The organism is Sphingobium sp. R-21 (assembly GCF_049913335.1).
Taxonomy (GTDB): Bacteria; Pseudomonadota; Alphaproteobacteria; order Sphingomonadales; family Sphingomonadaceae; genus Sphingobium.
In genome coordinates this window covers 1,155,549-1,178,012 of sequence record NZ_CP184375.1, presented here as the reverse complement: position 1 = coordinate 1,178,012, position 22,464 = coordinate 1,155,549, and the positions used below count along the sequence as shown (strand labels likewise).

21 protein-coding genes are annotated in these 22,464 nt (G+C 64.2%); 12 read left to right on the top strand and 9 right to left on the bottom strand.

Annotation, left to right across the window (positions count from 1 at the left end):
* From ACN9MX_RS19985 to cobJ, 4 genes are read left to right on the top strand one after another with little or no spacing between them, the layout of a single operon-like run.
* Positions 1 to 1,065, top strand: a complete 1,065-nt coding sequence (locus ACN9MX_RS19985) for a cobalamin biosynthesis protein CobG (protein WP_363828440.1) — start codon at positions 1 to 3, stop codon at positions 1,063 to 1,065.
* Positions 1,065 to 1,694, top strand: coding sequence for a precorrin-8X methylmutase (locus ACN9MX_RS19980; protein ID WP_363828437.1), 630 nt, complete (start codon positions 1,065 to 1,067; stop codon positions 1,692 to 1,694). Before ACN9MX_RS19985 ends, ACN9MX_RS19980 begins: the two co-directional genes overlap by 1 nt.
* Positions 1,691 to 2,410 carry a precorrin-2 C(20)-methyltransferase gene (gene cobI, locus ACN9MX_RS19975; RefSeq protein ID WP_363828434.1) on the top strand — a complete coding sequence of 240 codons (720 nt, stop codon included), beginning with the start codon at positions 1,691 to 1,693 and terminating at the stop codon, positions 2,408 to 2,410. Before ACN9MX_RS19980 ends, cobI begins: the two co-directional genes overlap by 4 nt.
* Positions 2,407 to 3,156 (top strand): precorrin-3B C(17)-methyltransferase, encoded by a 750-nt coding sequence (gene cobJ / locus ACN9MX_RS19970; RefSeq protein ID WP_363828431.1) that lies wholly within the window; start codon positions 2,407 to 2,409, stop codon positions 3,154 to 3,156. Before cobI ends, cobJ begins: the two co-directional genes overlap by 4 nt.
* Here cobJ and ACN9MX_RS19965 read toward each other — a convergent pair.
* Positions 3,132 to 3,881 carry a cobalt-precorrin-6A reductase gene (locus ACN9MX_RS19965; RefSeq protein WP_363829424.1) on the bottom strand — a complete coding sequence of 250 codons (750 nt, stop codon included), beginning with the start codon at positions 3,879 to 3,881 and terminating at the stop codon, positions 3,132 to 3,134. The genes cobJ and ACN9MX_RS19965 overlap by 25 nt on opposite strands.
* On the opposite strand from ACN9MX_RS19965, the gene cbiE reads away from it, so the two are divergent.
* From cbiE to cobF, 5 genes are read left to right on the top strand one after another with little or no spacing between them, the layout of a single operon-like run.
* Positions 3,880 to 5,088: a precorrin-6y C5,15-methyltransferase (decarboxylating) subunit CbiE gene (gene cbiE / locus ACN9MX_RS19960; protein WP_363828429.1), complete on the top strand. Its 1,209-nt coding sequence runs from the start codon at positions 3,880 to 3,882 to the stop codon at positions 5,086 to 5,088. The genes ACN9MX_RS19965 and cbiE overlap by 2 nt on opposite strands.
* Positions 5,085 to 5,450 (top strand): cobalamin biosynthesis protein, encoded by a 366-nt coding sequence (locus ACN9MX_RS19955; RefSeq protein WP_363828426.1) that lies wholly within the window; start codon positions 5,085 to 5,087, stop codon positions 5,448 to 5,450. Before cbiE ends, ACN9MX_RS19955 begins: the two co-directional genes overlap by 4 nt.
* Positions 5,447 to 6,229 carry a precorrin-4 C(11)-methyltransferase gene (gene cobM, locus ACN9MX_RS19950; RefSeq protein WP_363828424.1) on the top strand — a complete coding sequence of 261 codons (783 nt, stop codon included), beginning with the start codon at positions 5,447 to 5,449 and terminating at the stop codon, positions 6,227 to 6,229. The genes ACN9MX_RS19955 and cobM overlap by 4 nt, the downstream gene beginning before the upstream one ends.
* A complete protein-coding gene (locus tag ACN9MX_RS19945; protein ID WP_363828422.1) occupies positions 6,226 to 7,545 on the top strand; it encodes a cobyrinate a,c-diamide synthase in 1,320 nt (439 codons plus the stop codon). Before cobM ends, ACN9MX_RS19945 begins: the two co-directional genes overlap by 4 nt.
* Positions 7,542 to 8,288 carry a precorrin-6A synthase (deacetylating) gene (gene cobF, locus ACN9MX_RS19940; protein WP_363828420.1) on the top strand — a complete coding sequence of 249 codons (747 nt, stop codon included), beginning with the start codon at positions 7,542 to 7,544 and terminating at the stop codon, positions 8,286 to 8,288. The genes ACN9MX_RS19945 and cobF overlap by 4 nt, the downstream gene beginning before the upstream one ends.
* Before the next feature lie 15 nt (positions 8,289 to 8,303).
* Here the strand turns inward: cobF and ACN9MX_RS19935 are convergent, their stop codons facing one another.
* The 7 genes from ACN9MX_RS19935 to ACN9MX_RS19905 form a co-directional block, all read right to left on the bottom strand.
* Positions 8,304 to 8,507 (bottom strand): hypothetical protein, encoded by a 204-nt coding sequence (locus ACN9MX_RS19935; protein ID WP_133654337.1) that lies wholly within the window; start codon positions 8,505 to 8,507, stop codon positions 8,304 to 8,306.
* A 163-nt stretch (positions 8,508 to 8,670) separates the two neighbouring features.
* Positions 8,671 to 10,212, bottom strand: a complete 1,542-nt coding sequence (locus ACN9MX_RS19930; protein WP_363828417.1) for a SpoVR family protein — start codon at positions 10,210 to 10,212, stop codon at positions 8,671 to 8,673.
* A 13-nt stretch (positions 10,213 to 10,225) separates the two neighbouring features.
* On the bottom strand, positions 10,226 to 11,533 hold the full coding sequence (locus tag ACN9MX_RS19925) for a YeaH/YhbH family protein (protein WP_363828414.1): 1,308 nt from the start codon (positions 11,531 to 11,533) through the stop codon (positions 10,226 to 10,228).
* 20 nt (positions 11,534 to 11,553) lie between these two features.
* On the bottom strand, positions 11,554 to 13,497 hold the full coding sequence (locus ACN9MX_RS19920; protein WP_363828412.1) for a PrkA family serine protein kinase: 1,944 nt from the start codon (positions 13,495 to 13,497) through the stop codon (positions 11,554 to 11,556).
* On the bottom strand, positions 13,484 to 13,720 hold the full coding sequence (locus ACN9MX_RS19915) for a hypothetical protein (RefSeq protein ID WP_363828410.1): 237 nt from the start codon (positions 13,718 to 13,720) through the stop codon (positions 13,484 to 13,486). Before ACN9MX_RS19915 ends, ACN9MX_RS19920 begins: the two co-directional genes overlap by 14 nt.
* Positions 13,721 to 13,897: 177 nt before the next feature.
* The gene (locus tag ACN9MX_RS19910) at positions 13,898 to 15,268 is read right to left on the bottom strand and encodes an ATP-binding protein (protein ID WP_363828408.1); all 1,371 of its coding nucleotides are present in this window, start codon (positions 15,266 to 15,268) and stop codon (positions 13,898 to 13,900) included.
* Between the two features lie 18 nt (positions 15,269 to 15,286).
* Positions 15,287 to 16,015, bottom strand: a complete 729-nt coding sequence (locus ACN9MX_RS19905; RefSeq protein ID WP_363828405.1) for a response regulator transcription factor — start codon at positions 16,013 to 16,015, stop codon at positions 15,287 to 15,289.
* A 241-nt stretch (positions 16,016 to 16,256) separates the two neighbouring features.
* Between ACN9MX_RS19905 and ACN9MX_RS19900 the strand changes: the two genes are divergently transcribed.
* Genes ACN9MX_RS19900 through ACN9MX_RS19890 form a run of 3 tightly spaced genes read left to right on the top strand, consistent with a single transcriptional unit; the run spans position 16,257 to position 21,916 of the window.
* Positions 16,257 to 17,387: an efflux RND transporter periplasmic adaptor subunit gene (locus ACN9MX_RS19900; RefSeq protein WP_363829421.1), complete on the top strand. Its 1,131-nt coding sequence runs from the start codon at positions 16,257 to 16,259 to the stop codon at positions 17,385 to 17,387.
* 12 nt (positions 17,388 to 17,399) lie between these two features.
* Positions 17,400 to 20,543, top strand: a complete 3,144-nt coding sequence (locus tag ACN9MX_RS19895) for an efflux RND transporter permease subunit (RefSeq protein ID WP_363828402.1) — start codon at positions 17,400 to 17,402, stop codon at positions 20,541 to 20,543.
* A complete protein-coding gene (locus tag ACN9MX_RS19890) occupies positions 20,540 to 21,916 on the top strand; it encodes an efflux transporter outer membrane subunit (RefSeq protein WP_363828399.1) in 1,377 nt (458 codons plus the stop codon). Before ACN9MX_RS19895 ends, ACN9MX_RS19890 begins: the two co-directional genes overlap by 4 nt.
* A gap of 44 nt (positions 21,917 to 21,960) precedes the next feature.
* On the opposite strand, the gene cobU is transcribed toward ACN9MX_RS19890, so the two are convergent.
* On the bottom strand, positions 21,961 to 22,464 hold the full coding sequence (gene cobU / locus ACN9MX_RS19885; RefSeq protein WP_363829418.1) for a bifunctional adenosylcobinamide kinase/adenosylcobinamide-phosphate guanylyltransferase: 504 nt from the start codon (positions 22,462 to 22,464) through the stop codon (positions 21,961 to 21,963).

The window sequence follows — 22,464 nt, the reverse complement described above, 5'->3', positions numbered from 1 at the left end:
ATGACGGCAGGCGACGGATTGCTGGTACGGGTGCGCCCCCGACTGGGCCGCCTCACCGTGCCGCAGGCCATCGGACTTGCAAAAGCGGCGCGTTCGCACGGCAACGGCCTGATCGACCTTACCAACCGCGCCGCGCTCCAGCTTCGCGGCGTGGCGGAGCAAAGCCATGCTCCACTGCTCCGGCAACTCATCGCTCTTGGCCTCGCCGATCCCGATCCTGGCCGTGAGGCTCGCGGCAATGTCCTGCTCACGCCCGATTCCTCGCCAGGGGACGACACGGAAAACATCGCCCTCAGCCTGATCGAGCATCTTGATGAAATGCCCGAACTTCCCCCCAAGATCGGGATCGCCATCGACGCCGGCCCTGCGCCCTGTCTGGCAGCTGTTCCCGCGGACTTCCGCTTCGAACGCAGCGCAACGGGCATGCTGCTGCTGAGGATGGACGGACGGATGCTCGGTTCTACCACCAGCGTCGAAAACGCGGCTCGCGACCTGAGCGCCCTTTTCCACTGGTTTCTGGCCACGGGCGGGGCAGCATCTGGCCGCGCAGCCCGGCACAAAGCTCCTCTGCCAACCGTTGCGGATGTCGCGCCCGCGCCGTCCCGCCCGCCTTCCCAAGCGCTGGCGGCGGCAGCCGGCCCGTTTCACGGCATTCCCTTCGGCCAGTTCCATGCCGACAGCCTCATCGCGCTGGCGGAAAAAGGGAATGTCTGCGCCGTGCGCATCACCCCCTGGCGCGGCCTGATCCTCGAAGGAGCCAAGGAGGATGCCGACAACCTCTCCATTGACCGGCTGCTCGGAATGGATGCCTGCCCTGGCGCGCCTGCATGCCCGCAGGCCAGCGTTGCGACCCGCAGCCTCGCCACCCGGCTCGCACCGCTGGTCGATGGCTCCCTGCATGTGTCGGGCTGCGCCAAGGGCTGTGCCCGACAGGTGCCTGCCGACCTTGTTCTCACCGGCAGGCAGGGCCGCTTCGACCTGTCCCGCAACGGCCCCGCCGGATCATCGCCGGAGTTGGCCGGCATGACCGCCGACCAAGTCCTCGCCCATTTTGGAAGGCCCTGATGCCCCAAAACTATGAAACCGATGGCGCCGCCATCTACCGGCAGTCCTTTCGCATCATCCGCGCGGAGGCTGATCTCGGCCGCTTCTCGCCCGAGGAGGAGCGCATCGCCGTGCGCATGATCCATGCGGCGGGACTGGTCGAACTTGCGTCCCGGATCCGCTTTTCTCCCTCCTTCGCAGAAGCTGCCATCGCCGCTCTTCAGGCCGGCGCCCCGATCCTCTGCGACGCGCGCATGGTGTCCGAAGGGATCACCGCAAAGCGCCTGCCGGCCGCCAATCCCATCCTCTGCACGCTGAACGATCCGCAAGTGCCCGCGCTGGCGGAGCGCATGTCCAACACCCGCTCCGCCGCCGCGCTTGAACTCTGGCGGCCTTATCTGGCAGGCGCGCTTGTCGCGATCGGCAATGCGCCGACGGCTCTGTTCCATCTGCTCGACATGCTGGAGGATCCCGCCTGCCCTCGACCGGCCGCGATCATCGGCTGTCCCGTCGGCTTCGTCGGAGCGGCAGAATCGAAGGAGGCGCTCTGGCACGCCCAACCCGTCCCCTGTTGCGTCGTAGAGGGCCGCCTTGGCGGCAGCGCTGTCACGGTCGCGGCGGTCAATGCCATTGCGAGCCCGGCGGAATGACAGGCGGGACCATCCACGGCGTTGGCCTGGGACCGGGCGCCCAGGACCTGATGAGCGTCCGTGCCGACCGGCTGATCCGCGACGCGCGGCATATCGCCTATTTCCGCAAGCGGGGACGGTCGGGTCATGCCCGCAGCATCGTGGAGGGCATGTTGCGCGCCGATGCGGTCGAATTCCCGATGGAATATCCGGTGACGACGGAAATCCCGCTGTCCGATCCCCGCTACAATGACCTTCTCTCGGCCTTCTACGCCGATTGCACCGCGCATCTGGAAGGACTCTCCGCGCGCGGGGAGGATGTGGTCGTCCTCTGCGAGGGCGATCCCTTCTTCTATGGCAGCTTCATGCATCTGCACAGCCGGCTCGCCGCGCCGGTGAAGATCGTCCCCGGCATCACCGGCATGTCCGGCGCCTGGACCGCCAGCGGCACGCCGATCAGTTGGGGGGACGATGTCCTGACCGTGTTGATGGCGACGCTGCCCGAAGAGGAACTCGTCCGCCGCATCCGTGACAGCCATGCGCTGGCGGTGATGAAGATCGGCCGCAACCTCCCCAAGCTGCGCCGCGCGATCGAAGCGGCCGGCCGACAGGACAGCGCCTGGCTGATCGAATATGCGACGATGGCGGATCAGCGTATCACGCCGCTGGCAGAGGCGACCGATGTCACCGCCTATTTCTCGATCCTGCTGATCCATGGACAGGGCCGCCGCCCATGACCGGCTGGATCGTGGCAGCGGGCCTTGGGCCGGGCGCGGATGCGCTCGTCACGCCAGAGGTGTCGGATGCACTGGCGCAGGCAACCGACGTCATCGGATATATCCCCTATGTGGCCCGTGTGGCGCAAAGACCGGGCCTCATGCTCCACGCATCGGACAATCGCGTCGAACTTGAACGCGCTGCCCATGCCCTGACCCTTGCCGCCCAGGGCAGGCGGGTCGCAGTGGTGTCTTCGGGCGATCCGGGCGTGTTCGCCATGGCTTCGGCCCTGTTCGAAGCCATGGAGGCAGGCCCGCAGGACTGGCGCGATGTCGATGTCCGCGTGCTCCCGGGCATCACCGCCATGCTCGCCGCCGCGGCACGCGCGGGCGCTCCGCTCGGCCATGATTTCTGCGCCATCAACCTGTCCGACAATCTGAAGCCCTGGCCGCTGATCGAACGCCGCCTGCGCCTCGCGGCACAGGCCGACTTCGCCATGGCTTTCTACAATCCGCGATCCCGCTCCCGGCCGGAAGGCTTCGGGCGGGCGCTGACGATCCTGCGCGAGGAATGCGACGAGGATCGACTTATCCTGTTCGCCCGCGCCGTTTCCACGCCCGAAGAAACTCTGCGCATCGTGCCGCTGAGCGAGGCGACCGCGCAGATGGCGGACATGCGCACCATGGTCATCGTCGGTTCCAGCCGCACCCGGCTGATTAGCCGATCAGGGCCGCCGATCCTCTATACGCCGCGCTCCGCCGCATGACCCAGCCATTGCAGCACCGCCGCAACCTCATGCGTCATCAGCGCGGCCGGACAGGCCGGGCGCTCGATCATCACGACCGGCAATGCCAGTTGCCGCGCCGCAATCAGCTTCGCCTGCGCGCCATCGCCACCAGCATTTTTCGAAACCACGCAGTCGATCCCATGGGCGCGCATCAAATGCATTTCGGCCTCCACCGTAAAGGGGCCCCGGTCGATCACCAGCGCATGTCGGGGCAATTGCGGGACAGCGTCGGGCATGTCGACGAAGCGCAGCAGATAATGATGCTGCGGCTGTGCAGCGAACACATCGACATGCACGCGACCCACCGCCAGCATCACGCGGCGGGCGGCTCCCGCCAGCGCCGCCACGGCGCCGGCCATGTCGGGCACGCGCGTCCACTGGTCCCCCTCAGCCGCAGTCCACGGGGGACGGGTCAACATGATATGCCCGACCCCCGCCTCCCGCGCTGCGGCAACGGCATGCTCGCTCATCGTCGCGGCGAAAGGATGGGTGGCATCGACCAGATGGGTGACGCTCTCCTCCCGCAAATAGCGCACGAGGCCTGCAATCCCGCCAAAGCCGCCGACACGCACCGGCACCGGCTGCGCCCGTGGCTTCTCCGTCCGCCCGGCGTAGCTCAGCAGCGCGCGCGCCCCACGCTCGGCCAGAGCTGCTGCGAGCGCGCTGGCTTCGGTGGTCCCGCCCAATATGAGGATGTTGGAAATGCCCGATACTCCTGACGGTGCCTGGCTGACGATCATCGGCATTGGCGAAGACGGCGCCAGCGGCCTGTCATCCGCCGCCCGCGCCGCGCTGGACAGGGCCGCGTTCATTGCCGGATCGCCGCGCCATCTTGCGCTGTTGCCAGCCCTTAGGGCCGAAACCTTCGGCTGGCCAGCCCCGTTCGAGGAAGGGATTCCGGCGCTGCTCGCCCGCCGGGGAATGCCGACCATCCTGCTTGTTTCCGGTGATCCCTTCTGGTTCGGCGCAGGGGCCGTCTTGACGCGCCATCTGGAAGCCGGAGAGTGGACGGCGCATCCCGCCCCCTCCTCATTCTCGCTTGTCGCCTCCCGGCTGGGCTGGCCGCTTCAGGAGGTGGAATGCCATGGCCTCCATGCCGCGCCGCTGACGCGACTGCGCTCGTGTCTGGTACCCGGACGGCGCGCCATATTGCTGTTGCGCGACGGACGGGCAGTGCCCCAACTCGCCGCCTGGCTGACGGAACAGGGCTTCGGTTCCTCGACCCTGCACGTGCTGGAAGCGCTGGGCGGCCCTCGCGAGCGTATCCGACAGTGCACGGCCGAAAGGCTGGACATCACCAACATCGCCCATCCTGTGGCGATCGGCCTGTCCGTGGCTGGCGACGGCAGGACGCTCCCTCGCGCCAGCGGGATCCCCGACGACTGGTTCGACCATGACGGCCAGATCACCAAGCGTCCCGCCCGCGCCCTGACCCTGTCCGCCCTCGCCCCCCGCCCCGGCGAAATGCTGTGGGACATCGGGGCAGGCTCCGGCTCTGTCGCCATAGAATGGCTGCTCACCCATGGCTCCACACGAGCCATCGCGTTCGAGGCTGATCCGGAACGTGCCGAGCGCGCACGCGCCAACGCCGTCCGTCTGGGCGCCGACCGTCTGACCATGGTTGCGGGGAAGGCGCCGGACGTGCTGATCGGTCGAGATCCCCCCGACGCCGTCTTCATTGGCGGAGGACTGAGCCAGCCCATGCTTGAAGCCCTGTTCGCGATGCCTGGTGGCCGAACGCGACTTGTCGCCAATGCCGTCACCCTCGAATCCGAAGCGCTGCTCGCCCAATGGCAGGCGGAGAAAGGGGGCGACCTGCTTCGCATCGAACTTGCGCAGGCGGTGCCGTTGGGCACTCGGCGCGGCTGGCGTTCCGCCTATCCGCTGGTGCAATGGAGCGTGTCGCTATGATCGTCGCGGGCTTCGGCTTCCGCCAGAGCGCCTCGCTCGCTTCCTTGGAGTCAGCGCTTGAGGGGGCGATGGGCGCAATGATCGCCGTCGACGCGCTTGCCACCATTGATCGCAAGGCCGCGCAGCTTGCGCCCCTGGCGCGCCACCTTGCCCTTCCCCTCATAGCCGTAAGCGCGGAAAGCCTGTCGGATCAGCCCGTGCTTACCCGGTCCGCCGCCAGCATGGCCGCCTATGGCGTGGGCAGCGTTGCCGAAGCGGCCGCTCTTGCCGCCCTGAGGCCCAAGGGGCGGCTTTTCGCGCCTCGTGCCCTCTCTTCCGACCGCCTCGCAAGCTGCGCCATAGCCGAAGGTCCTGACGAATGACTGTCCATTTCATCGGCGCCGGTCCCGGAGCGCCCGACCTCATCACCCTGCGTGGCCGCGACCTGATCGCGCGCTGTCCGGTGTGCCTCTATGCCGGATCGCTCGTGCCGGCCGCCCTCCTCGATCACTGCCCCCCGGACGCGCGGATCGTCAACACGGCGCCGCTGACGTTGGACGAGATCATCGCCATCATCACGGAGGCCCATCAAGCGGGGCAGGATGTCGCGCGCCTGCATTCCGGCGACCTGTCCATCTGGTCGGCCATGGGCGAGCAGCTTCGCCGGCTGAAGGCGATCGGCATACCGTTCAGCATCACGCCCGGCGTCCCCTCCTTCGCCGCCGCCGCCGCCGCCATCGGTGCTGAACTGACGCTGCCCGAACTCGCCCAGTCGCTGGTCCTTACGCGGACACCGGGCCGGGCCAGTTCCATGCCGCAGGGTGAGAGCCTGGCTGCTTTCGCGGCAACCGGCGCGACGCTTGCCATTCATCTTTCGGTCCACAATCTCGCGCAGGTGGTGCGCGACCTGACGCCGCATTATGGCGGCGATTGCCCCGTGGCGGTGATATGGCGCGCAAGCTGGCCGGATCAGCGGATCGTTCGCGCAACGCTTGGCACCATCATGGCGGCCGCTGCGGATGGGCCCGAACGGACCGCCATGATTTTGGTGGGCCCGGTGCTGGGCAGCGAGGATTTTGCGGAAAGCAGCCTCTATGCGCCTGGTTATGACCGCCGTTTCCGACCGGCCAGCGCCGACTCCATCTTCATCGACAAGCCATGACGCCGGGCCTTCTGATCGCGGCGCCCCGATCCGGATCGGGCAAGACCACCGTCACGCTCGGCCTGCTGCGCGCCTTTTCCCGTATGGGCATCAGGGTCCAGCCGTTCAAATCTGGCCCCGACTATATCGACCCAGCCTTCCAACGGGCCGCCAGCCGCCGTCCTTCGTTCAATCTCGATAGCTGGGCGATGTCCCCATCGCAGATGGCCGCGATCGTGGGCGGCGCGGACGCGGACCTGATGGTGGCCGAAGGCGCGATGGGACTGTTCGATGGCGCGCCCGCCGCAGGGGAAGCCGGCAACGGCGCGAGCGCCGATCTCGCCGCGCTGTTCGGCTGGCCCGTGATTCTCGTCATGGACGTGTCGGGCCAGAGCCAATCCGCCGCCGCCATCGCCAGCGGCTTTCGCGGACTGCGCCCCGACCTTTCAATGGCCGGCGTCATCCTAAACCATGTCGCCAGCGAACGCCATGAACGCTTGATCCGCGTGGCGATGGAGGAGGCTGCGATCCCGATATTCGGCGCGATCCCGCGTTCCACGTCGCTACGCCTGCCTGAACGTCACCTGGGTCTGGTCCAGGCCGCCGAACAGGCTGATCTGGACGGAGCCATCGACCGCATGGGCGATATCGTCGAGGCCCATGTGGACCTGAATATCGTCCTTCGCGCGGCTCGTTCCGGCGCGCGGCACTATCGCGGATCGGGCCTGTCGATGCCGCCGCCTGGTCAGCGTATCGCCGTCGCGCGTGACGAGGCCTTTTCTTTCACCTATGCGCATATCCTGTCGGATTGGCGCGATTCTGGGGCGGAAATCCTTCCCTTCTCCCCGCTGGCGGACGAAGCCCCGGCAGCCCAGGCCGATGCGGTCTGGCTGCCCGGCGGCTACCCTGAACTGCATGCGGGCAGGATCGCGGGGGCGGGCCGTTTCCTGTCCGGCCTCCGACGCCACGCGTTGGACCGCCCGATCCATGGCGAATGTGGCGGCTATATGGTGCTGGGGCAGACACTGATCGACGCCGATGGGCAGGCGCACGCCATGGCCGGTCTGCTCGGCCTCGTCACCAGCTTCGCGGAACGGCGCCTCCATCTGGGCTACCGGCGGGCGCGGTTGCTGGCGCCCATGGCCGGCATGCGCGCAGGAACGGTGCTGAACGGGCATGAATTCCATTATTCCACCATCGTCGAGCAACCCGACCACCCGCTCGCCCAGGTGACCGACGCCGAGGGGCAGCCGATTTCCTCCACGGGATCGCATCGCGGCCGTGTGACCGGCGGTTTCTTCCACCTTGTCGCCCACTCATCGAAAGCCGTCCCATGATCAGCATCGACCTTATCGGCATCGGCACGGGCAATCCGGATCACCTCACCCGCGCGGCGGAGAAGGCGATGAACATGGCCGACATGATCCTGCTGCCCCGAAAGGGCGATGCGAAGTCCGACCTTGTCGACCTGCGCCGCGCCATCTGCGCGCAGCTTCTCACGCGGGACGTGAAGATCGTGGAATTCAACATGCCGCGGCGAACCGACAGGAGCGACTATGTCGGCGCCGTCCTCGACTGGCATGACGCCATCGCAGGGCTATGGATGGAACAGATCGCCCTGCATCTTCCCGATGGCGGAAGGCTGGCGCTGCTCGTCTGGGGCGATCCGTCGCTCTATGACAGCAGCCTGCGCATTGCCGCCCGCCTGCCCGGCGCAACGGTGCGCGTCATTCCCGGCATCACCAGCATACAGGCGCTGACGGCTGCCCATGGGATCTGCCTCAACGACCTTGCCCAACCGGTGCTGGTCACCACAGGCAGGCGCCTTGGCCAGCAGGGTTGGCCAGCCTGCTCCGACACCCTGGTCGTTATGCTGGACGGCCATTGCGCCTTCCAGACCCTGCTGCCTGAGGATTTCGATATCTGGTGGGGCGCCTATCTGGGACTGCCGCAGGAAAGGCTGATCCACGGACCCCTGACGATCAAGGGGGACGAAATCATTTCATGCCGCGCCGAACTCCGGCGGCAGCACGGCTGGATCATGGACATCTATCTTCTGCGAAGACGCGGGCCCGGCTGACCGGCCCGGAGGCCATCAGGCCACGTTCGGCATCAGTTCGATGATGGGCCTGGAGGCGGCCTGCGGCATGCCGCCAGATGCGGTCTCGGCGCGACGACGAAACTCCGCGGCCATGGCCTGATGCATCATTCGCGCGGAAGCATCAGCGGTCGTGGCCGCCAACTGATCATGCATTCTTGCCCGGTCAAGACATTCTTCTGGCGTAAGAGCATTCGTCATGAATCAAACTCCTGCCTGTCGCGGACATCATCTTCTCCATCGCCTTCAGAGCGAAAGATCCGACCTTGAGCCGCGAAAAACGGGGCTCAACTTAGCCTTTCCCATCATCGATTGAAAACAGAATCTTGTTCCGACACCTGTCCCGTCCGTCGCATGCAACGGTTCAGCGCAGCCAGGCCATGTTCGGCTGCGCGCTATGGCTTTTCAGCTCCTTGCGGGTTTCGGACTCCACTTCCTTCAACAGCACCTCATACCCCCAGAGATTGGCGAGATTTTGCAATACCATAGCGGCATCGCCCTCATCCAGCTGCACGCCGTCCAGCACTGAATGCTCGACGATCAACTTGCGGTCGCCGGACAGGTCGACATCGACCACCTGTATGTCCGGCTCCTGTCGCCCGATTTCATATTCCCGCGCCAGCGATCGCCGGATACGACGATAACCGCGCTCGTCGTGAATGGCATCCACCCGCAGTTCCGAGTCGCCCTCCTTGTCGAGTATCTTGAACAGGCGCCATTGGCGTATCAGATGCGGGCTGAGAAACTGCGAAACGAAGCTTTCATCGCGGTAATTGGCCCAAATGTCCTTGAGCACCTCCATGGGGTCGCCCGACCCGGCGATGTCGCCGAACCATTCGCGATCTTCCTCGGTCGGCTCCCGGCAGACCCGCTCGATATCCGACATGATGCCAAAGCCCAGGGCATAGGGATTGAAACCACCAAATTGCCCTGAATCATAAGTGGGTTGATAGACGACATTGGTATGGGACGAGATGAATTCCATGAAGGCACCGTCGGTCAGCCATCCCCGTTCGTGCAGTGTCGTCATGATGCGATAATGGGTATAGGTCGCGGCGCCCTCATTCATCGCCTTGGTCTGGCGCTGGGGATAGAAATATTGAGCGATCAGGCGCACGATCCGCAATATCTCGCGCTGCCAGCTTTCCAGCCGAGGCCCCGTTTTTTCCAGGAAATAGAGGATATTCTCCTGCGGCAGTCCCAGCGCCGCGCGCCGGGCGTCGCTGGGGATCGCATCGGCTCTCGCACCCGTCGGCACTGTCCGCCACAGATCGTCATAGATGCGATCGCGATATGCCTGCCGTTCCGCTTCCCGTGCCGCCTCTGCCTTCAGATCCCTTGGCCGGACGCGCGGATAGCGATGGACGCCCTGGTTCATCAACGCATGGGCGGCATCCAGCACCCGTTCCACCGGCAACTGGCCATAGCGCTCCTCGCACTGCGCGATGTAGCGTTTGGCAAACTCCAGATAGTCGAGGATACCTTCCGCATCAGTCCATTGTTTGAAAACATAATTATTCTTGAAGAAATGATTATGTCCAAAGGCCGCATGCGCGATGACCAGCGTCTGCATCGTCGCGCTGTTTTCCTGCATTAGATAATTGATGCATGGGTCGGAGTTGATGACCAGTTCATAAGCAAGGCCGCGCAGCCCCTTGCGGTACATCATCTCGTTGGTGACGAACTGCTTGCCGAAGGACCAGTGCTTGTAGAAGAGCGGCATGCCGATGGAGGAATAGGCATCCAGCATCTGCTCCGCGCTGATGATTTCTATCTGGTTGGGATAGATGTCGAGCTTCATTTCCTGGAGCGCGATAGGTTCCACCGTTTCATAGATGCGATTGATAAGCGCGAAATCCCAATCGCTTCCTGAAAACAGAGGGGCAGGTGCCAAAGCGACGGTCATGCCATTGCCACCATCATGAACTCCGCTCCGCCACGCCCTTGCGCTGAAACAGTTCGCGAAACACCGGATAGATTTCGCGCCGGTGATGCACCTTTCGCATCACGAAATTGCGGTTGGCGTCGCTCACAGGCGCATAGGCCTGCCATAGGCCGGTCGTCGTTCCGACCATCTCTATATCGGCGAATTCCTCTCGCCCGACTTCCAGATATGCGAAATATTGGCTGAAGGGCAGGATCTCCTGCTGCATCAGACTGACCACCCGGCCATTGTCGGATTGCATGGTGTCACCGTCCGACGCCTGCGCCACATAGATGTTCCAGTCATCCGGACGGAAGCGTTCCTGCACCACTTCGATCAGCTTCTCCAGCGCGCTCGACACCAGCGTGCCGCCCGTCACCGTGCTGTAGAAGAAGGTCTGTTCGTCAACCTCCGCCGCCCGATCGGTATGGTGGATGAACACCACCTCCACATGCTCGTAGCAGCGCGACAGGAACAGATGCAGCAGCGCGAAGAAGCGCTTCGCCAGATCCTTCATATGCTCCGTCATGGAACCGGAAACGTCCATCAGGCAGAACATCACTGCCTGGGCCACGGGCTTGGGCACTGTTTCGAACCGGCGGTAGCGCAGGTCGACAGGGTCGATATAGGCGATCAGGTTGCGGCGCCGGATGATGGTCGATCGTTCCTCGCGCAGCGCTTCCAGACGAACGGCATCGTCGGGCGAGGGAGGATCGCGCGCCTCGATCAGCGCGATCTCCTCGTCGATCCGTGCCAGATCCGCGCCCTTGGGACGCCGCAGGGCCAGTCGCCGCGACATGGCCTTCTGCATGGTGCGCGGGACGGACAAGTTGGAAGGGTTGCCGGCCGTCGAATATCCGGCGCGCCGGATACCATCGACCGCACCGCCTATCAGCCGTCTCTTGGCCAGGTCGGGCAGTTCCAGGTCGTCCAGGAACAGGTCCAGAAACTCCTCCCGGCTGAGCGCGAACTGGAAATCGTCATTCCCATCGCCCTGCCCGGCCTTCGACCCAGAGCCCGCGCCGCCGTCGGGGCGCTTGATCTTGTCCCCCTCCATATAATCACGGTTGCCGGGGAACACCCGTTCGCGGCTTCCTCCCTGCGCCGCGCGATGCAGCGTTGGTTCGTGGATGACATCGCGCTGGATGGAAATCTGGCCTTCCTTGTCCAGATCCTTGATGCTGCGATCCTTCAGGCTGTCGCGCACCGCCTGTTGCACATATGCCCGCGCCCGTCGCAGGAAGCGCTGCCTGTTGACCAGGCTCTTGCCCCCCGGATTCAACCGTCTGTCGACAATGTGCATGGTGCCCTACAGGCCCTCCATCAACCGGCCTGCTTCACGCGGATATACCATTCCACAAGTCGCCGGACCTGCCGTTCCGTATAGCCTCTTTCGATCATGCGCGCGACGAATTCATCATGCTTTGTCGCGGTTTCGCCGTCCTTTTTCGATCCGAAGCTGATGACCGGCAACAAGTCCTCGACCTGGCTGAACATCCGCTTCTCAATGACCTCGCGGATCTTCTCGTAACTGGTCCAGGACGGGTTGCGCCCATCATTGCTGGCCCGCATCCTCAGGGCGAATTTCACGACTTCGTTGCGAAAATCCTTGGGGTTGGCGATGCCGGCGGGTTTTTCTGTCTTGGACAGTTCCTGGTTGATGACCTCCCGATCGAGCAACTGCCCGGTATCGGGATCCTTGAAATCCAGGTCCTCGATCCACGCGTCCGCATAGGCGACATAGCGGTCGAACAGATTCTGGCCATAGTCATGGTAGGATTCCAGATAAGCCTTCTGGATTTCATTGCCGATGAACTCTGCATAGCGCGGAGCCAGTTCGCCCTTGATGAACTCCAGATAACGGGATTCCACCTCGGTGGGGAACTGTTCCTGCCGGACCATGCCCTCCAGCACATACATGAGGTGCACGGGGTCGGCCGCGATCTCGTTGGTATCATGGTTGAACGTGGCTGACAGCGCCTTGAACGCGAAGCGGGTCGAAATGCCCGACATGCCCTCGTCCACGCCCGCCGCGTCGCGATATTCCTGAAGGCTTTTCGCGCGCGGGTCTATTTCCCGCAGCATCTCGCCATCATAGACACGCATCTTGGAGTAGAGGTTGCTGTTTTCATGCTCACGCAACCGCGTCAGCACGGAAAAGCGCGCCAGCATGTCCAGGGTCCCCGGGGCGCAGGGCGCCTTGTTGAGATCGGATTCCCTCAGCAATTTTTCATAAACGTGCCGTTCTTCTGTCGCCTGCAGGCTGTAGGGAACCTTGATGACATAGATGCGGTCAATAAATGCTTCGTTGTTCTTGTTGTTCTTGAAATTCGCCCATTCCGATTCATTGGAATGGGCCATGATGATGCCGGTATAGGGAATGGCGCCGATATTTTCCGTACCGATATAATTGCCCTCCTGCGTTGCGGTCAGCAACGGATGGAGCATCTTGATCGGCGCCTTGAACATCTCGACAAATTCGAGCATTCCCTGGTTCGCCCGGTTGAGGCCGCCCGAATAGCTGTAGGCGTCCGGATCATTCTGCGAGAGCATCTCCAGTTTGCGGATGTCGACCTTTCCGACCAGCGAACTGATGTCCTGATTGTTCTCGTCCCCCGGCTCGGTCTTTGCGATGGCGACCTGCCGCATGCGCGAGGGCATCATGCGCACGACCCTGAACTGCGAAATGTCGCCGCCGAACTCGTCGAGCCGCTTGCGGCACCAGGGGCTGATCATGCCGGTCAGCCGCCGCCGGGGAATCGCGTAATTTTCCTCTATGAAATCGCCATGCGTTTCCGCATCGAACAGCGCGAGGGGACTTTCGAAGATCGGGCTGATCTCCTCTCCCGCCTTCAGCACATAGATGGGATGAACCTCCATCAAGGCCTTCAGCCGCTCCGCCAGCGACGACTTGCCACCGCCCACCGGGCCAAGCAGGTAGAGTATCTGCTTGCGCTCTTCCAATCCCTGGCTGGCATGGCGCAGGAAGCTGACGATATGTTCGATCGTCCCCTCCATACCGTAGAAGTTCCTGAAGCTCGCATAGCGCCGGATCGTCCGGTTCATGAAGATACGGCCCAGCCGCTGATCACGTGACGTGTCGATGATCTCCGGCTCACCGATCGCCGCGAGCAATCGTTCGGGCGCCGATGCATGCATCAGTGGATCATTGCGACATCCCAGCAGATAATCTTCGATGGACATTTCGGCCTGACGCCGATCATCGAACTTCCGCGTGAAGCTGGAAAACAGCTCATTCTTTGTCACTGGCGACTCCCGCTAAAGTAGCCATGGAATGTATATAGACCCTTATGGCCTGTAAAAACAGTGCAATACCATCCACGCAGAGTAAAAAATTCGAATCTGTCCAATCTTTAATCAGCGCCTGTTGCAAGGAATTGCGCAATGCTTGCCCGGCCGTGCAAAAACATTGCCGGCAACGATCTGGGCATTCATTCACGACCGGCAAATATTGCCGCGCCGCTGTCATGCAGCATCTTCAAATCAGCGCGACGTCCCCCGCCGCGATCCAATGCATAGTGTCACTTGAGGCCCGGAGAGGGAAGAGGGCAAAGAAGATAATCTCGCCAGAGCCGATTTGGTTCCGTTGCGTAACATGCTGCCCCGCCGGCGGAGGATTCACCCTCCGCCCCGATAACTGATGAACTCAGGCTCTCATATCGATCGTCGCGATCAGCCCGCCGTCCGATGCATTGGCCAGACGGACCGATGCTTCAAAACTGAGCGCCAGCGATCGAGCGATGGTCAGGCCGATGCCCGTTCCGTGCCGCCCGCCCGGCTGTCCCGCCACGCCGCGCGTGAAGGGTTCGAACATCTGGTCCAGTTGATCGGGCGGGATGCCCGGACCGTGATCGCGCACCTCGATGAGCACGCGCCCGCCCTGTCTTGAGCAGCTGACGTCCGCGCTGCCGCCATATTTCACCGCATTGTTGACCAGATTGCTGATGCAGCGCGTGAGGGCATTGGGCTTGACCCGGACAGTGCCGCCGCATCCCGACAGGAACCGCACGGGTGATCCCAGATCCTGCGCGTCCTCCGCCATGCTGGTGAGCAGCGAATCGATGTCGATCACCGACCAGTCTTCATGGGCTTCAGTGCTGGCCGCCAGATCCAGCCCTTCGCGGACCAGCGTCATCATCGCCTGGTGGTCCTGCAACAGCCGCCCACGCAGTTCCTCATTTTCGACCAATTCCAGCCGTAAGCGCAGGCGGGTGAGAGGGGTCTGGAGATCATGGCTGATCGCCGCCAGCAACTGCGTCCGCTCCGCAAAACCCGCCCTTACCCGGCGCTGCATCAGATTGAAGGTGGACAGCGCAGCCCGCACCTCTTCCGGGCCCCGCTCCGGGATTTCCTCCGGATCGACGGATACCGAAAAGGCTTCCGCCGCCTGCTCCAGCCTACGCAGCGGCTTGGCGACGAAACGAGCCACGATGATGGCCAGTCCGGCCGAGGACATCAGGATCAGCAGCAGATAGATCGGCCTGGCAAGATTGCTCGACGGCTTCACGAGGCGGGGCAGGTAGAGCGCGAGAGAACGCCGCTCGCCCGTCCTGTCGGTAAAGCGGACGACCCAGCAATCGGGGCGCGGCGCGTCGATCAGCCCGGCCGCCCGATTGTTCGGATCGACCTTGCTCGCTGGAAAACAGAGACCGATGGGAACCTGGCCTGCTTCGGGGTTGGACTGCGACCCGAAGCGCGCCTCCAGAGCGTCTGCCAGCGTCGGGTCGGGGTCCGTCAGAGCCACGCCCTCCGGCGCGGTCCGTGCGCCCATGATCTGCTGGTCTTTCAACATCGCCTCTATCTTCACCGGGTCGTGGCTCAGCCGCTGCGCGATGTCCGCCGCGCTTGCCACCACGCGCTGGAGGCGCCAGCGCTCGAAGTCGAGATGCCGTGCCTGCTCCGCGACCAGCAGCGCCAGCACGGCGGCCACCGTCATGCCGACGGTCAGCAGCAGGAATATCTGGCCGACCAGCGACCGGAAGAAATTGCGCGCCCGCGCCACGACAGAGACCATCATGTGCCGATCAGCCAGCCATCATTCATAGGTCACCGTGCTGGCCAGCACATAGCCCTCCCCCCGCACCGTCAGGATCAGCCCGTCGCCGCCCGGACTGTCCGCCAGCTTCTGCCGCAGCCGGCTGACCTGCAGGTCGATGGACCGATCGAACGCTGCCGTTGCCCGCCGTTCGGGAACGAGCGCCTCGCGAGAGAGCACCACATTGGGGTCGTCGATGAAGCGGGACAACAGGCGAAATTCCGCAGAGGACAACATGATCAACCGATCGTCGCTGGCGATCAGCCGTCGCTGGAAGAGGTCCAGTCGCCACGATCCGAAGCGCGCAATCCGCGCGGTCTTCAGCCGCGCCGACTCCTCGTTCCGTGACCGGCGCAGCAGGTTGCGCACCCGCACCAGCAATTCCCGCGGCTCGAACGGCTTCGTCAGATAATCGTCCGCGCCCAGTTCCAGCCCCAGCACCCGGTCGATGGCGCTGCCCCGCGCCGTCACCATGATGATCTGGACACCGCTGCCCTGGGCCCGCAGGTCGCGGCACAGCGACAATCCGTCGCCGTCTGGAAGGTTGAGGTCGAGCACGATGAGGTCGGCTTCATGTTCCGCCATCGTCGCCCGCAATTCGCCAAGGCTGCCGGCCGCCAGAACCTCATAATGCTCCTGGGCGAGCTGGCCGACGATCAGACCCCTGATATCTTCGTCATCGTCGACGACGATCACGCGGAACGGGCGGGATGGCGGCATGTCGGGCATTGTCTCCTTCTAGTGGCGTTGACGCTGCGAGTCTGCGCTCGCCGCTGCGTCGTTACATATCGATACAATCCGCTACAAAATGATCCAGCCGGATGAAAAGTCGCTCTACAATGCGACGCGCCTTGGATGGATTAGGGGGAGGTCGGCGCCGTTGACCGGAGCCGACCTTCGCCCGGCGCGCCCTTCCCTCCCCCTGCGCCGGGCGAAGTCCCTCCTTCCGCTGTGGAACCGCCTGTCGACCATGCTCAGCCGCCTCTCCGTCCTTCGGATCGCCCCTGTGGCGTTCTGCATCCTGATCGCCGGATGCGGACATAAGGAAGCATCGAAAAAGCCGCCTCAGGAGGTGGGAGTGGTGACGCTGGCGACTCAGGAGGTCACGGTATCGACCGAATTGCCGGGACGCACTGCATCCACCATGATGTCGGAGGTTCGGCCGCAGGTCGCCGGCGTCATCCAGAAGCGCCTGTTCACTGAAGGGTCGATCGTGAAGGCGGGGCAGCCGCTCTACCAGATCGATCCCTCGCTCTACCGCGCTTCGCGCGACGAGGCGCAGGCCACATTGGCCAGTGCGCAGGCGACCGCCGCCGCCGCGCAGGCGAAGGCCAGCCGCTACCGTACGCTGGGTCAGAGCGAGGCAGTGAGCGCGCAGGACCGCGATGACGTCATCGCCACGGCCCGCCAGGCCGCCGCCGCCGTGCAGCAGGCGCGCGCCACGCTCCAGACCGCCGGCATCAACCTCAATTTCACGCAGGTCAGGGCACCCATCGACGGACGGATCGGCCGGTCCGCCGTCACGCCCGGTGCGTTGGTGACGGCCAGCCAGGCAACACCCCTGGCCGTCATCCAGCAACTCGACCCGATCTTCGTCGACGTGACGCAGTCCAGCGCCAAACTGCTCCAGCTGCGCCGCGCGCTCGCGGCGGGCAAGGCGTTGCCCGCCAGCGCGACCATCCGGCTGAAGCTGGACGACGGCACCGATTATCCGCTGGAAGGCCGCATCGAATTCGCCGAGCCGATCGTCGATCCGGACAGCGGCACCGTCACCCTCCGCGCCCGTTTCCCCAACCCCGACGGCCTGCTGCTGCCCGGCATGTTCGTGCGCGTGGTCGCACCGCAATCGGTGGTACCGAACGCGATCCTCGTGCCCCAGCAGGGAATCAGCCGCGATCCGAAGGGCAATGCGACCGCGCTGGTCGTGGGCAGGGGAAACAAGGTCGAACGGCGCATCGTCACCGCTGCGCAAGCCGTCGGCGACAAATGGCTGATCACCGATGGTTTGCGTAAAGGCGACAGGCTGATCGTCGAAGGCACGGACAAGGTGAATCCCGGCGACACGGTGAAGGCCGTCCCGATCGACCGGGCCGCGAAATAAGGGAGCGGAACCTTGCTCAGCCGCTTCTTCATCGAACGTCCGATATTCGCCTGGGTCATCGCCATCGGCATCATGATGGCCGGCCTGGGCGCCATGCTGACATTGCCGATCGCGCAATATCCGGACATCGCGCCGCCGTCCGTCAACATCAGCGCCAACTATCCCGGCGCCTCGGCCCAGACCGTGGAGACCAGCGTCACGCAGGTCATCGAGCAGCAGCTCACCGGCATCGACGGCCTCATGTATTTCTCATCTTCGTCGACGGCCAACGGTCAGGCGCGGATCACCGTCACCTTCAACAAGGGCACCGATCCCGACACCGCGCAGGTACAGGTGCAGAACAAGGTGCAGCAGGCGCTGAGCCGGCTGCCCAACGCCGTGCAGCAGCAGGGCCTGACCGTTACCAAGTCGCAGAACGACTTCCTGATGGTGGTCGGCCTGTACGACCGCACCGATACGGCATCGCAGGCCGATATTGCCGATTACCTGGTCAATAATTTCCAGGATCCGATCGCCCGTATCGATGGCGTGGGTTCGTCGCAGATCTTCGGATCGCAATATGCGATGCGCATCTGGCTGGACCCCTATAAGCTCGCCACCGTCAAGCTGATGCCGTCCGACGTGCAAAGCGCCATCGCCAGCCAGAATGTCGAAGTGTCGGCCGGACAGATCGGTGCCGACCCGGCGCCGGAGGGGCAGCAGCTCAACGCCACCGTCACGGCCCGTGCCCGCCTGCAGACGCCCGAGCAGTTCCGCAACATCATCGTCAAGACGCAGAGCGACGGTTCCGTCGTCCGCCTGTCCGATGTGGCGCGGGTCGAACTGGGCAATGAAAGCTACACCTCCCTGGCCCGCCTCAACGGGCATCCGGCCTCCGGCATGGCATTGCAGCTTGCCCCCGGCGCCGACGCGCTCAAGACCGCCGAGCTGGTCAAGGCCAAGGTGGACGAACTGTCGAACAATCTGCCGCACGGCTACGCCGTCGTATACCCGCGCGACACCACCCCCTTCATCAAGCTGTCGGTCGAGGAGGTGGTCCAGACCCTGATCGAGGCAGTCGGGCTGGTCGTCGTCGTGATGTTCCTGTTCCTGCAAAGCTGGCGCGCCACGCTGGTGCCCGCCGTCGCCGTTCCGGTGGTGCTGCTGGGTACGTTCGGCGTGCTGGCACTGTTCGGCTATTCCATCAACACGCTGACGCTCTTCGGCATGGTGCTGGCCATCGGCCTGCTGGTCGACGACGCCATTGTCGTGGTGGAAAATGTCGAACGCATCATGGAGGAGGAAGGGCTTTCCCCACGGGACGCCACCATCAAGTCGATGGGCGAAATCGGCAACGCCCTGGTGGGCATCGCGCTGGTCCTCTCCGCCGTGCTGCTGCCCATGGCCTTTTTCGGCGGGTCGACCGGCGTCATCTATCGCCAGTTCTCCATCACCATCGTCTCTTCGATGCTGCTTTCGGTGCTGGTCGCGCTGATCCTGTCTCCCGCTCTCTGCGCCACCATCCTGAAGCCGATTTCGCACGAGCATCGCGATCATGGCTGGACCGGCAAGTTCAACCGCTGGTTCAGCCGCGTCACCAACGGCTACATGACGCGCCTCCACGCCTTCATCGGCCGCCGGAAATGGTTCTGGATCGGCTATGCGGTCATTCTCGTTCTGCTCTGGCTGCTGTTCGTCCGCCTGCCGACCAGCTTCCTGCCCGTGGAGGATCAAGGCCAGGTGATGGTCCAGATCACCTTGCCTGCCGGCGCAAAATCCTCCCGCACGGCCGCAGCGGTGGAGCGCGTCCAGAATTATTTCCTGACCGATGAAAAGGACAATGTCGCCTTCGCCTTCATCGCCCAGGGCTTCAGTTTCGCCGGCCAGGGCGAGAACACCGCCCAGGGCTTCATCAATCTCGCCCCATGGGACGAGCGCAAGGGGTCGGCGAACAGCGCGACGATGATCGCCAACCGCGCCACTAGGCAATTGGCCGCGATCCGCGATGCGAACGCGCTGGCCATGACCCCCCCGCCCATTCGCGGCCTGGGCCAGTCCAACGGCTTCACCTTCGAGTTGCTGAACACCGGCGGCCTCAGCCGCGACCGCTTCCTCGCGCTGCGCAACCAGCTTATGAAGGCGGCGGCGAGCGATCCCAAGCTGGCGGGCGTACGTGCCGCCACGCTGGAGGATACGCCGCAGCTCAAGGTCGACATCGACTCCGAAAAGCTCGCTGTGCTGGGCCTGACGCAAAGCAGCGTCGACAATGTCCTGAGCGCCGCCTGGGGCAGCACCTACATCAACGATTTCGTCGACCGCGGCAGGGTGAAGCGCGTCTACATGCAGGCTGATGCACCCTATCGCGCGCTGCCGACGGACCTCGACAACTGGCAGGTGCGGTCCAGCACGACCGGCGAAATGGTGCCTTTCTCGGCCTTTGCCACCACCCACTGGACAATGGGCCCGACGACCATGTCGCGCTATAACGGCCAGTCATCCTATGAAATCCAGGGGCAGGCTGCGCCCGGCGCCAGTTCGGGCGAGGCGATGGACGAGATGGTGAAGCTGCAAAAACAGCTCCCGCCGGGCACCAGCTATGCCTGGAGCGGCCTCTCCTATCAGGAACAGCTTTCAGGTGGACAGGCGCCGCTGCTCTATGGCCTGTCGGTGCTGGTCGTTTTCCTCTGCCTTGCCGCGCTCTATGAGAGCTGGTCGATCCCCCTGGCGGTGCTTCTGGTCATCCCGCTCGGGCTGATCGGTGCAGCGCTGGCGGTGACGCTGCGGGGCTTGGAGAACAATATCTACTTCCAGGTCGGCCTGCTCACGACCATGGGACTGGCCGCAAAGAACGCGATCCTGATCGTCGAATTTGCAGAGCTCGCCTATCTGCAGGGCAAGGACGCCATGTCCGCCGCGCTGGAGGCGGCACGCCTGCGCTTCCGCCCTATCCTGATGACATCGCTTGCCTTCATCGCGGGGGTCATCCCGCTGGCCATCGCCACCGGCGCCGGCGCGCAGAGCCGCGTCGCCATAGGCACGGCGGTGGTGGGCGGCATGCTGACCGCGACCGTCCTCGCCATCTTCTACGTTCCCCTCTTCTTCCTGACGATCATGCGCATCTTCAGCCGCAAGGATCCGCCGCAACCTGCCGTTCCCGCTGCGGAGGTTCCGGCATGAAACGCGCTCTCCTCACCCTGACTTCGGCTGTTGCGCTGTCGGCCTGCAACATGGCGCCGACCTATGTCCGGCCCGCGCCCCCCGTTCCCGCCACCTTCCCGGCTGACACCGCCTATCCGTCGGCGACCATCACGGAAAGGCCGGGCCTGCCGTGGACAGCATTGATCAGCGATCAACGCCTCAGGGCGGTGATAGCGCGCGCCCTTGCCAATAACCGGGACCTGCGCGCCGCGCTCGCCAATGTGGAGGCCGCCCGCGCCCAATATCGGGTCCAGCGCGCAGCCCGGCTCCCCACCGTCACCGGCGATGCCGCTGCCAGCTTCGCCCGCCGCAACGACGACCGCCAGAACAGCTACAGCGCCGATATTGGCTTCAGCGCGTTCGAGATAGACCTGTTCGGCCGGGTGAAGAACCTGAGCCGTGCAGCACTCGAATCATACCTCGCGACGGAGGAAGGCGCGCGCGCGACCCGCATCACGCTGATCGCGGAAACCGCCACGGCCTACGCCACCTTGGCCGCTGACCAGGAACTGCTGTCGCTGTCCCGCCAAACCCTGGCCAGCGCCGAACGTACACTGGCCCTCACCCGTTCGCTGAATGGTGCGGGGCTGACCGGCAAGCTGGACGTGCATCAGGCCGAAACCACGGTGGAACAGGCACGCAGCGATATCGCCGCCAATGTGACGCAGGTGGCGCAGGACCGGAACGCGCTCGACCTGCTGGCGGGCGCGCCGGTCGAGGATGCCCTGCTCCCCCAGTCGCTGGAAACGCTCACCGACGGCATCGCGAAGACGCCGGCAGGCCTATCCTCCGACGTGCTGCTCCAGCGTCCCGACGTGCTGCAGGCCGAACATCAGCTGAAGGCCGCCAATGCCAACATCGGCGCGGCGCGTGCCGCCATGTTCCCGAAAATCAGCCTCACGGCCGCCATTGGCGTCGCCAGTTCGGCCCTCTCCTCCCTCTTCACGGGCGGCGGTTTCGCCTGGTCCGCCGCGCCTTCGGCCAGCATGCCGATCTTCGGCGGCGGCGCGCGCGGCAATCTCGACTACAGCAAGGCGCAACGCGACCTGTATCTGGCCCAATATGAAAAGGCGATCCAGGCGGCATTCCAGGAAGTGTCCGATGCGCTCGCGCGGGAGGGTACTATCGACGAGCAGCAGGCTGCACAGCAGCGTCTGGTCCTCGCCAGCCAGCGCAGCTACGCACTGGCCGAGGAACGCTATCGCGCTGGCATAGATACCTTCCTCAACAGCCTGACCAGCCAGCGGAGCCTCTACAATGCGCAACAAAGCGCTATCGCGACCAATCTGACGCTGATCGCGAACCGTATCCTGCTCTATAGGGTCATCGGGGCTGATTTCAGGGAAGAATGACGCTGTTGCCTGCTCCCTTCGCTCGCGAAAGGCGCCGGCATGTCCTACCCTTTCAGCCTCAGCGGCAGTCCGGCCGCCATCAATATGACCTCATCGCACAGGGTCGCCATCTGCTGGTTCAGCCATCCTGACTCATCGCGAAACCGACGGGCCAGAACATTGTCCGGCACGATCCCCAAACCCACCTCATTGCTCACCAGAACGACAGGGAGGGGACAGGCCGCTATCGCCTCGGCCAGCGTTGTCCGCGCCTTCGCCACATCCGCGTCCGCAAGCATCAGATTCGTAAGCCAAAGCGTCAGGCAGTCCACCATCACGGCGTCGGCCCGCAGCGCCGCTTCCGACAGCGCGGAGGGCAGATCCATCGGCGCATCGATCGTCAGCCAGCGGCTTCCGCGTTCACTTCGATGGCGGGCGATGCGCTCCTCCATCTCCGGATCGAAGGCCTGCGCCGTCGCGACATAGGCGAGATCGCCACTAGCGGCAGCCTCGCATCGCTCCTGCGCAAAGCGGCTCTTGCCGGATCGACATCCGCCCAGCACCAGCAT

What these genes read in the sequence shown, in the direction of transcription:
- ACN9MX_RS19985 (WP_363828440.1), top strand. Translation starts at nt 1, where the DNA reads ATGACGGCAGGCGACGGATTGCTGGTACGGGTGCGCCCCCGACTGGGC.
- ACN9MX_RS19980 (WP_363828437.1), top strand. Translation starts at nt 1,065, where the DNA reads ATGCCCCAAAACTATGAAACCGATGGCGCCGCCATCTACCGGCAGTCC.
- cobI (WP_363828434.1), top strand. Translation starts at nt 1,691, where the DNA reads ATGACAGGCGGGACCATCCACGGCGTTGGCCTGGGACCGGGCGCCCAG.
- cobJ (WP_363828431.1), top strand. Translation starts at nt 2,407, where the DNA reads ATGACCGGCTGGATCGTGGCAGCGGGCCTTGGGCCGGGCGCGGATGCG.
- cbiE (WP_363828429.1), top strand. Translation starts at nt 3,880, where the DNA reads ATGCCCGATACTCCTGACGGTGCCTGGCTGACGATCATCGGCATTGGC.
- ACN9MX_RS19955 (WP_363828426.1), top strand. Translation starts at nt 5,085, where the DNA reads ATGATCGTCGCGGGCTTCGGCTTCCGCCAGAGCGCCTCGCTCGCTTCC.
- cobM (WP_363828424.1), top strand. Translation starts at nt 5,447, where the DNA reads ATGACTGTCCATTTCATCGGCGCCGGTCCCGGAGCGCCCGACCTCATC.
- ACN9MX_RS19945 (WP_363828422.1), top strand. Translation starts at nt 6,226, where the DNA reads ATGACGCCGGGCCTTCTGATCGCGGCGCCCCGATCCGGATCGGGCAAG.
- cobF (WP_363828420.1), top strand. Translation starts at nt 7,542, where the DNA reads ATGATCAGCATCGACCTTATCGGCATCGGCACGGGCAATCCGGATCAC.
- ACN9MX_RS19935 (WP_133654337.1), bottom strand. Translation starts at nt 8,507, where the DNA reads ATGACGAATGCTCTTACGCCAGAAGAATGTCTTGACCGGGCAAGAATG.
- ACN9MX_RS19930 (WP_363828417.1), bottom strand. Translation starts at nt 10,212, where the DNA reads ATGACCGTCGCTTTGGCACCTGCCCCTCTGTTTTCAGGAAGCGATTGG.
- ACN9MX_RS19925 (WP_363828414.1), bottom strand. Translation starts at nt 11,533, where the DNA reads ATGCACATTGTCGACAGACGGTTGAATCCGGGGGGCAAGAGCCTGGTC.
- ACN9MX_RS19915 (WP_363828410.1), bottom strand. Translation starts at nt 13,720, where the DNA reads ATGACAGCGGCGCGGCAATATTTGCCGGTCGTGAATGAATGCCCAGAT.
- ACN9MX_RS19910 (WP_363828408.1), bottom strand. Translation starts at nt 15,268, where the DNA reads ATGATGGTCTCTGTCGTGGCGCGGGCGCGCAATTTCTTCCGGTCGCTG.
- ACN9MX_RS19905 (WP_363828405.1), bottom strand. Translation starts at nt 16,015, where the DNA reads ATGCCCGACATGCCGCCATCCCGCCCGTTCCGCGTGATCGTCGTCGAC.
- ACN9MX_RS19900 (WP_363829421.1), top strand. Translation starts at nt 16,257, where the DNA reads ATGCTCAGCCGCCTCTCCGTCCTTCGGATCGCCCCTGTGGCGTTCTGC.
- ACN9MX_RS19890 (WP_363828399.1), top strand. Translation starts at nt 20,540, where the DNA reads ATGAAACGCGCTCTCCTCACCCTGACTTCGGCTGTTGCGCTGTCGGCC.
- cobU (WP_363829418.1), bottom strand. Translation starts at nt 22,464, where the DNA reads ATGCTGGTGCTGGGCGGATGTCGATCCGGCAAGAGCCGCTTTGCGCAG.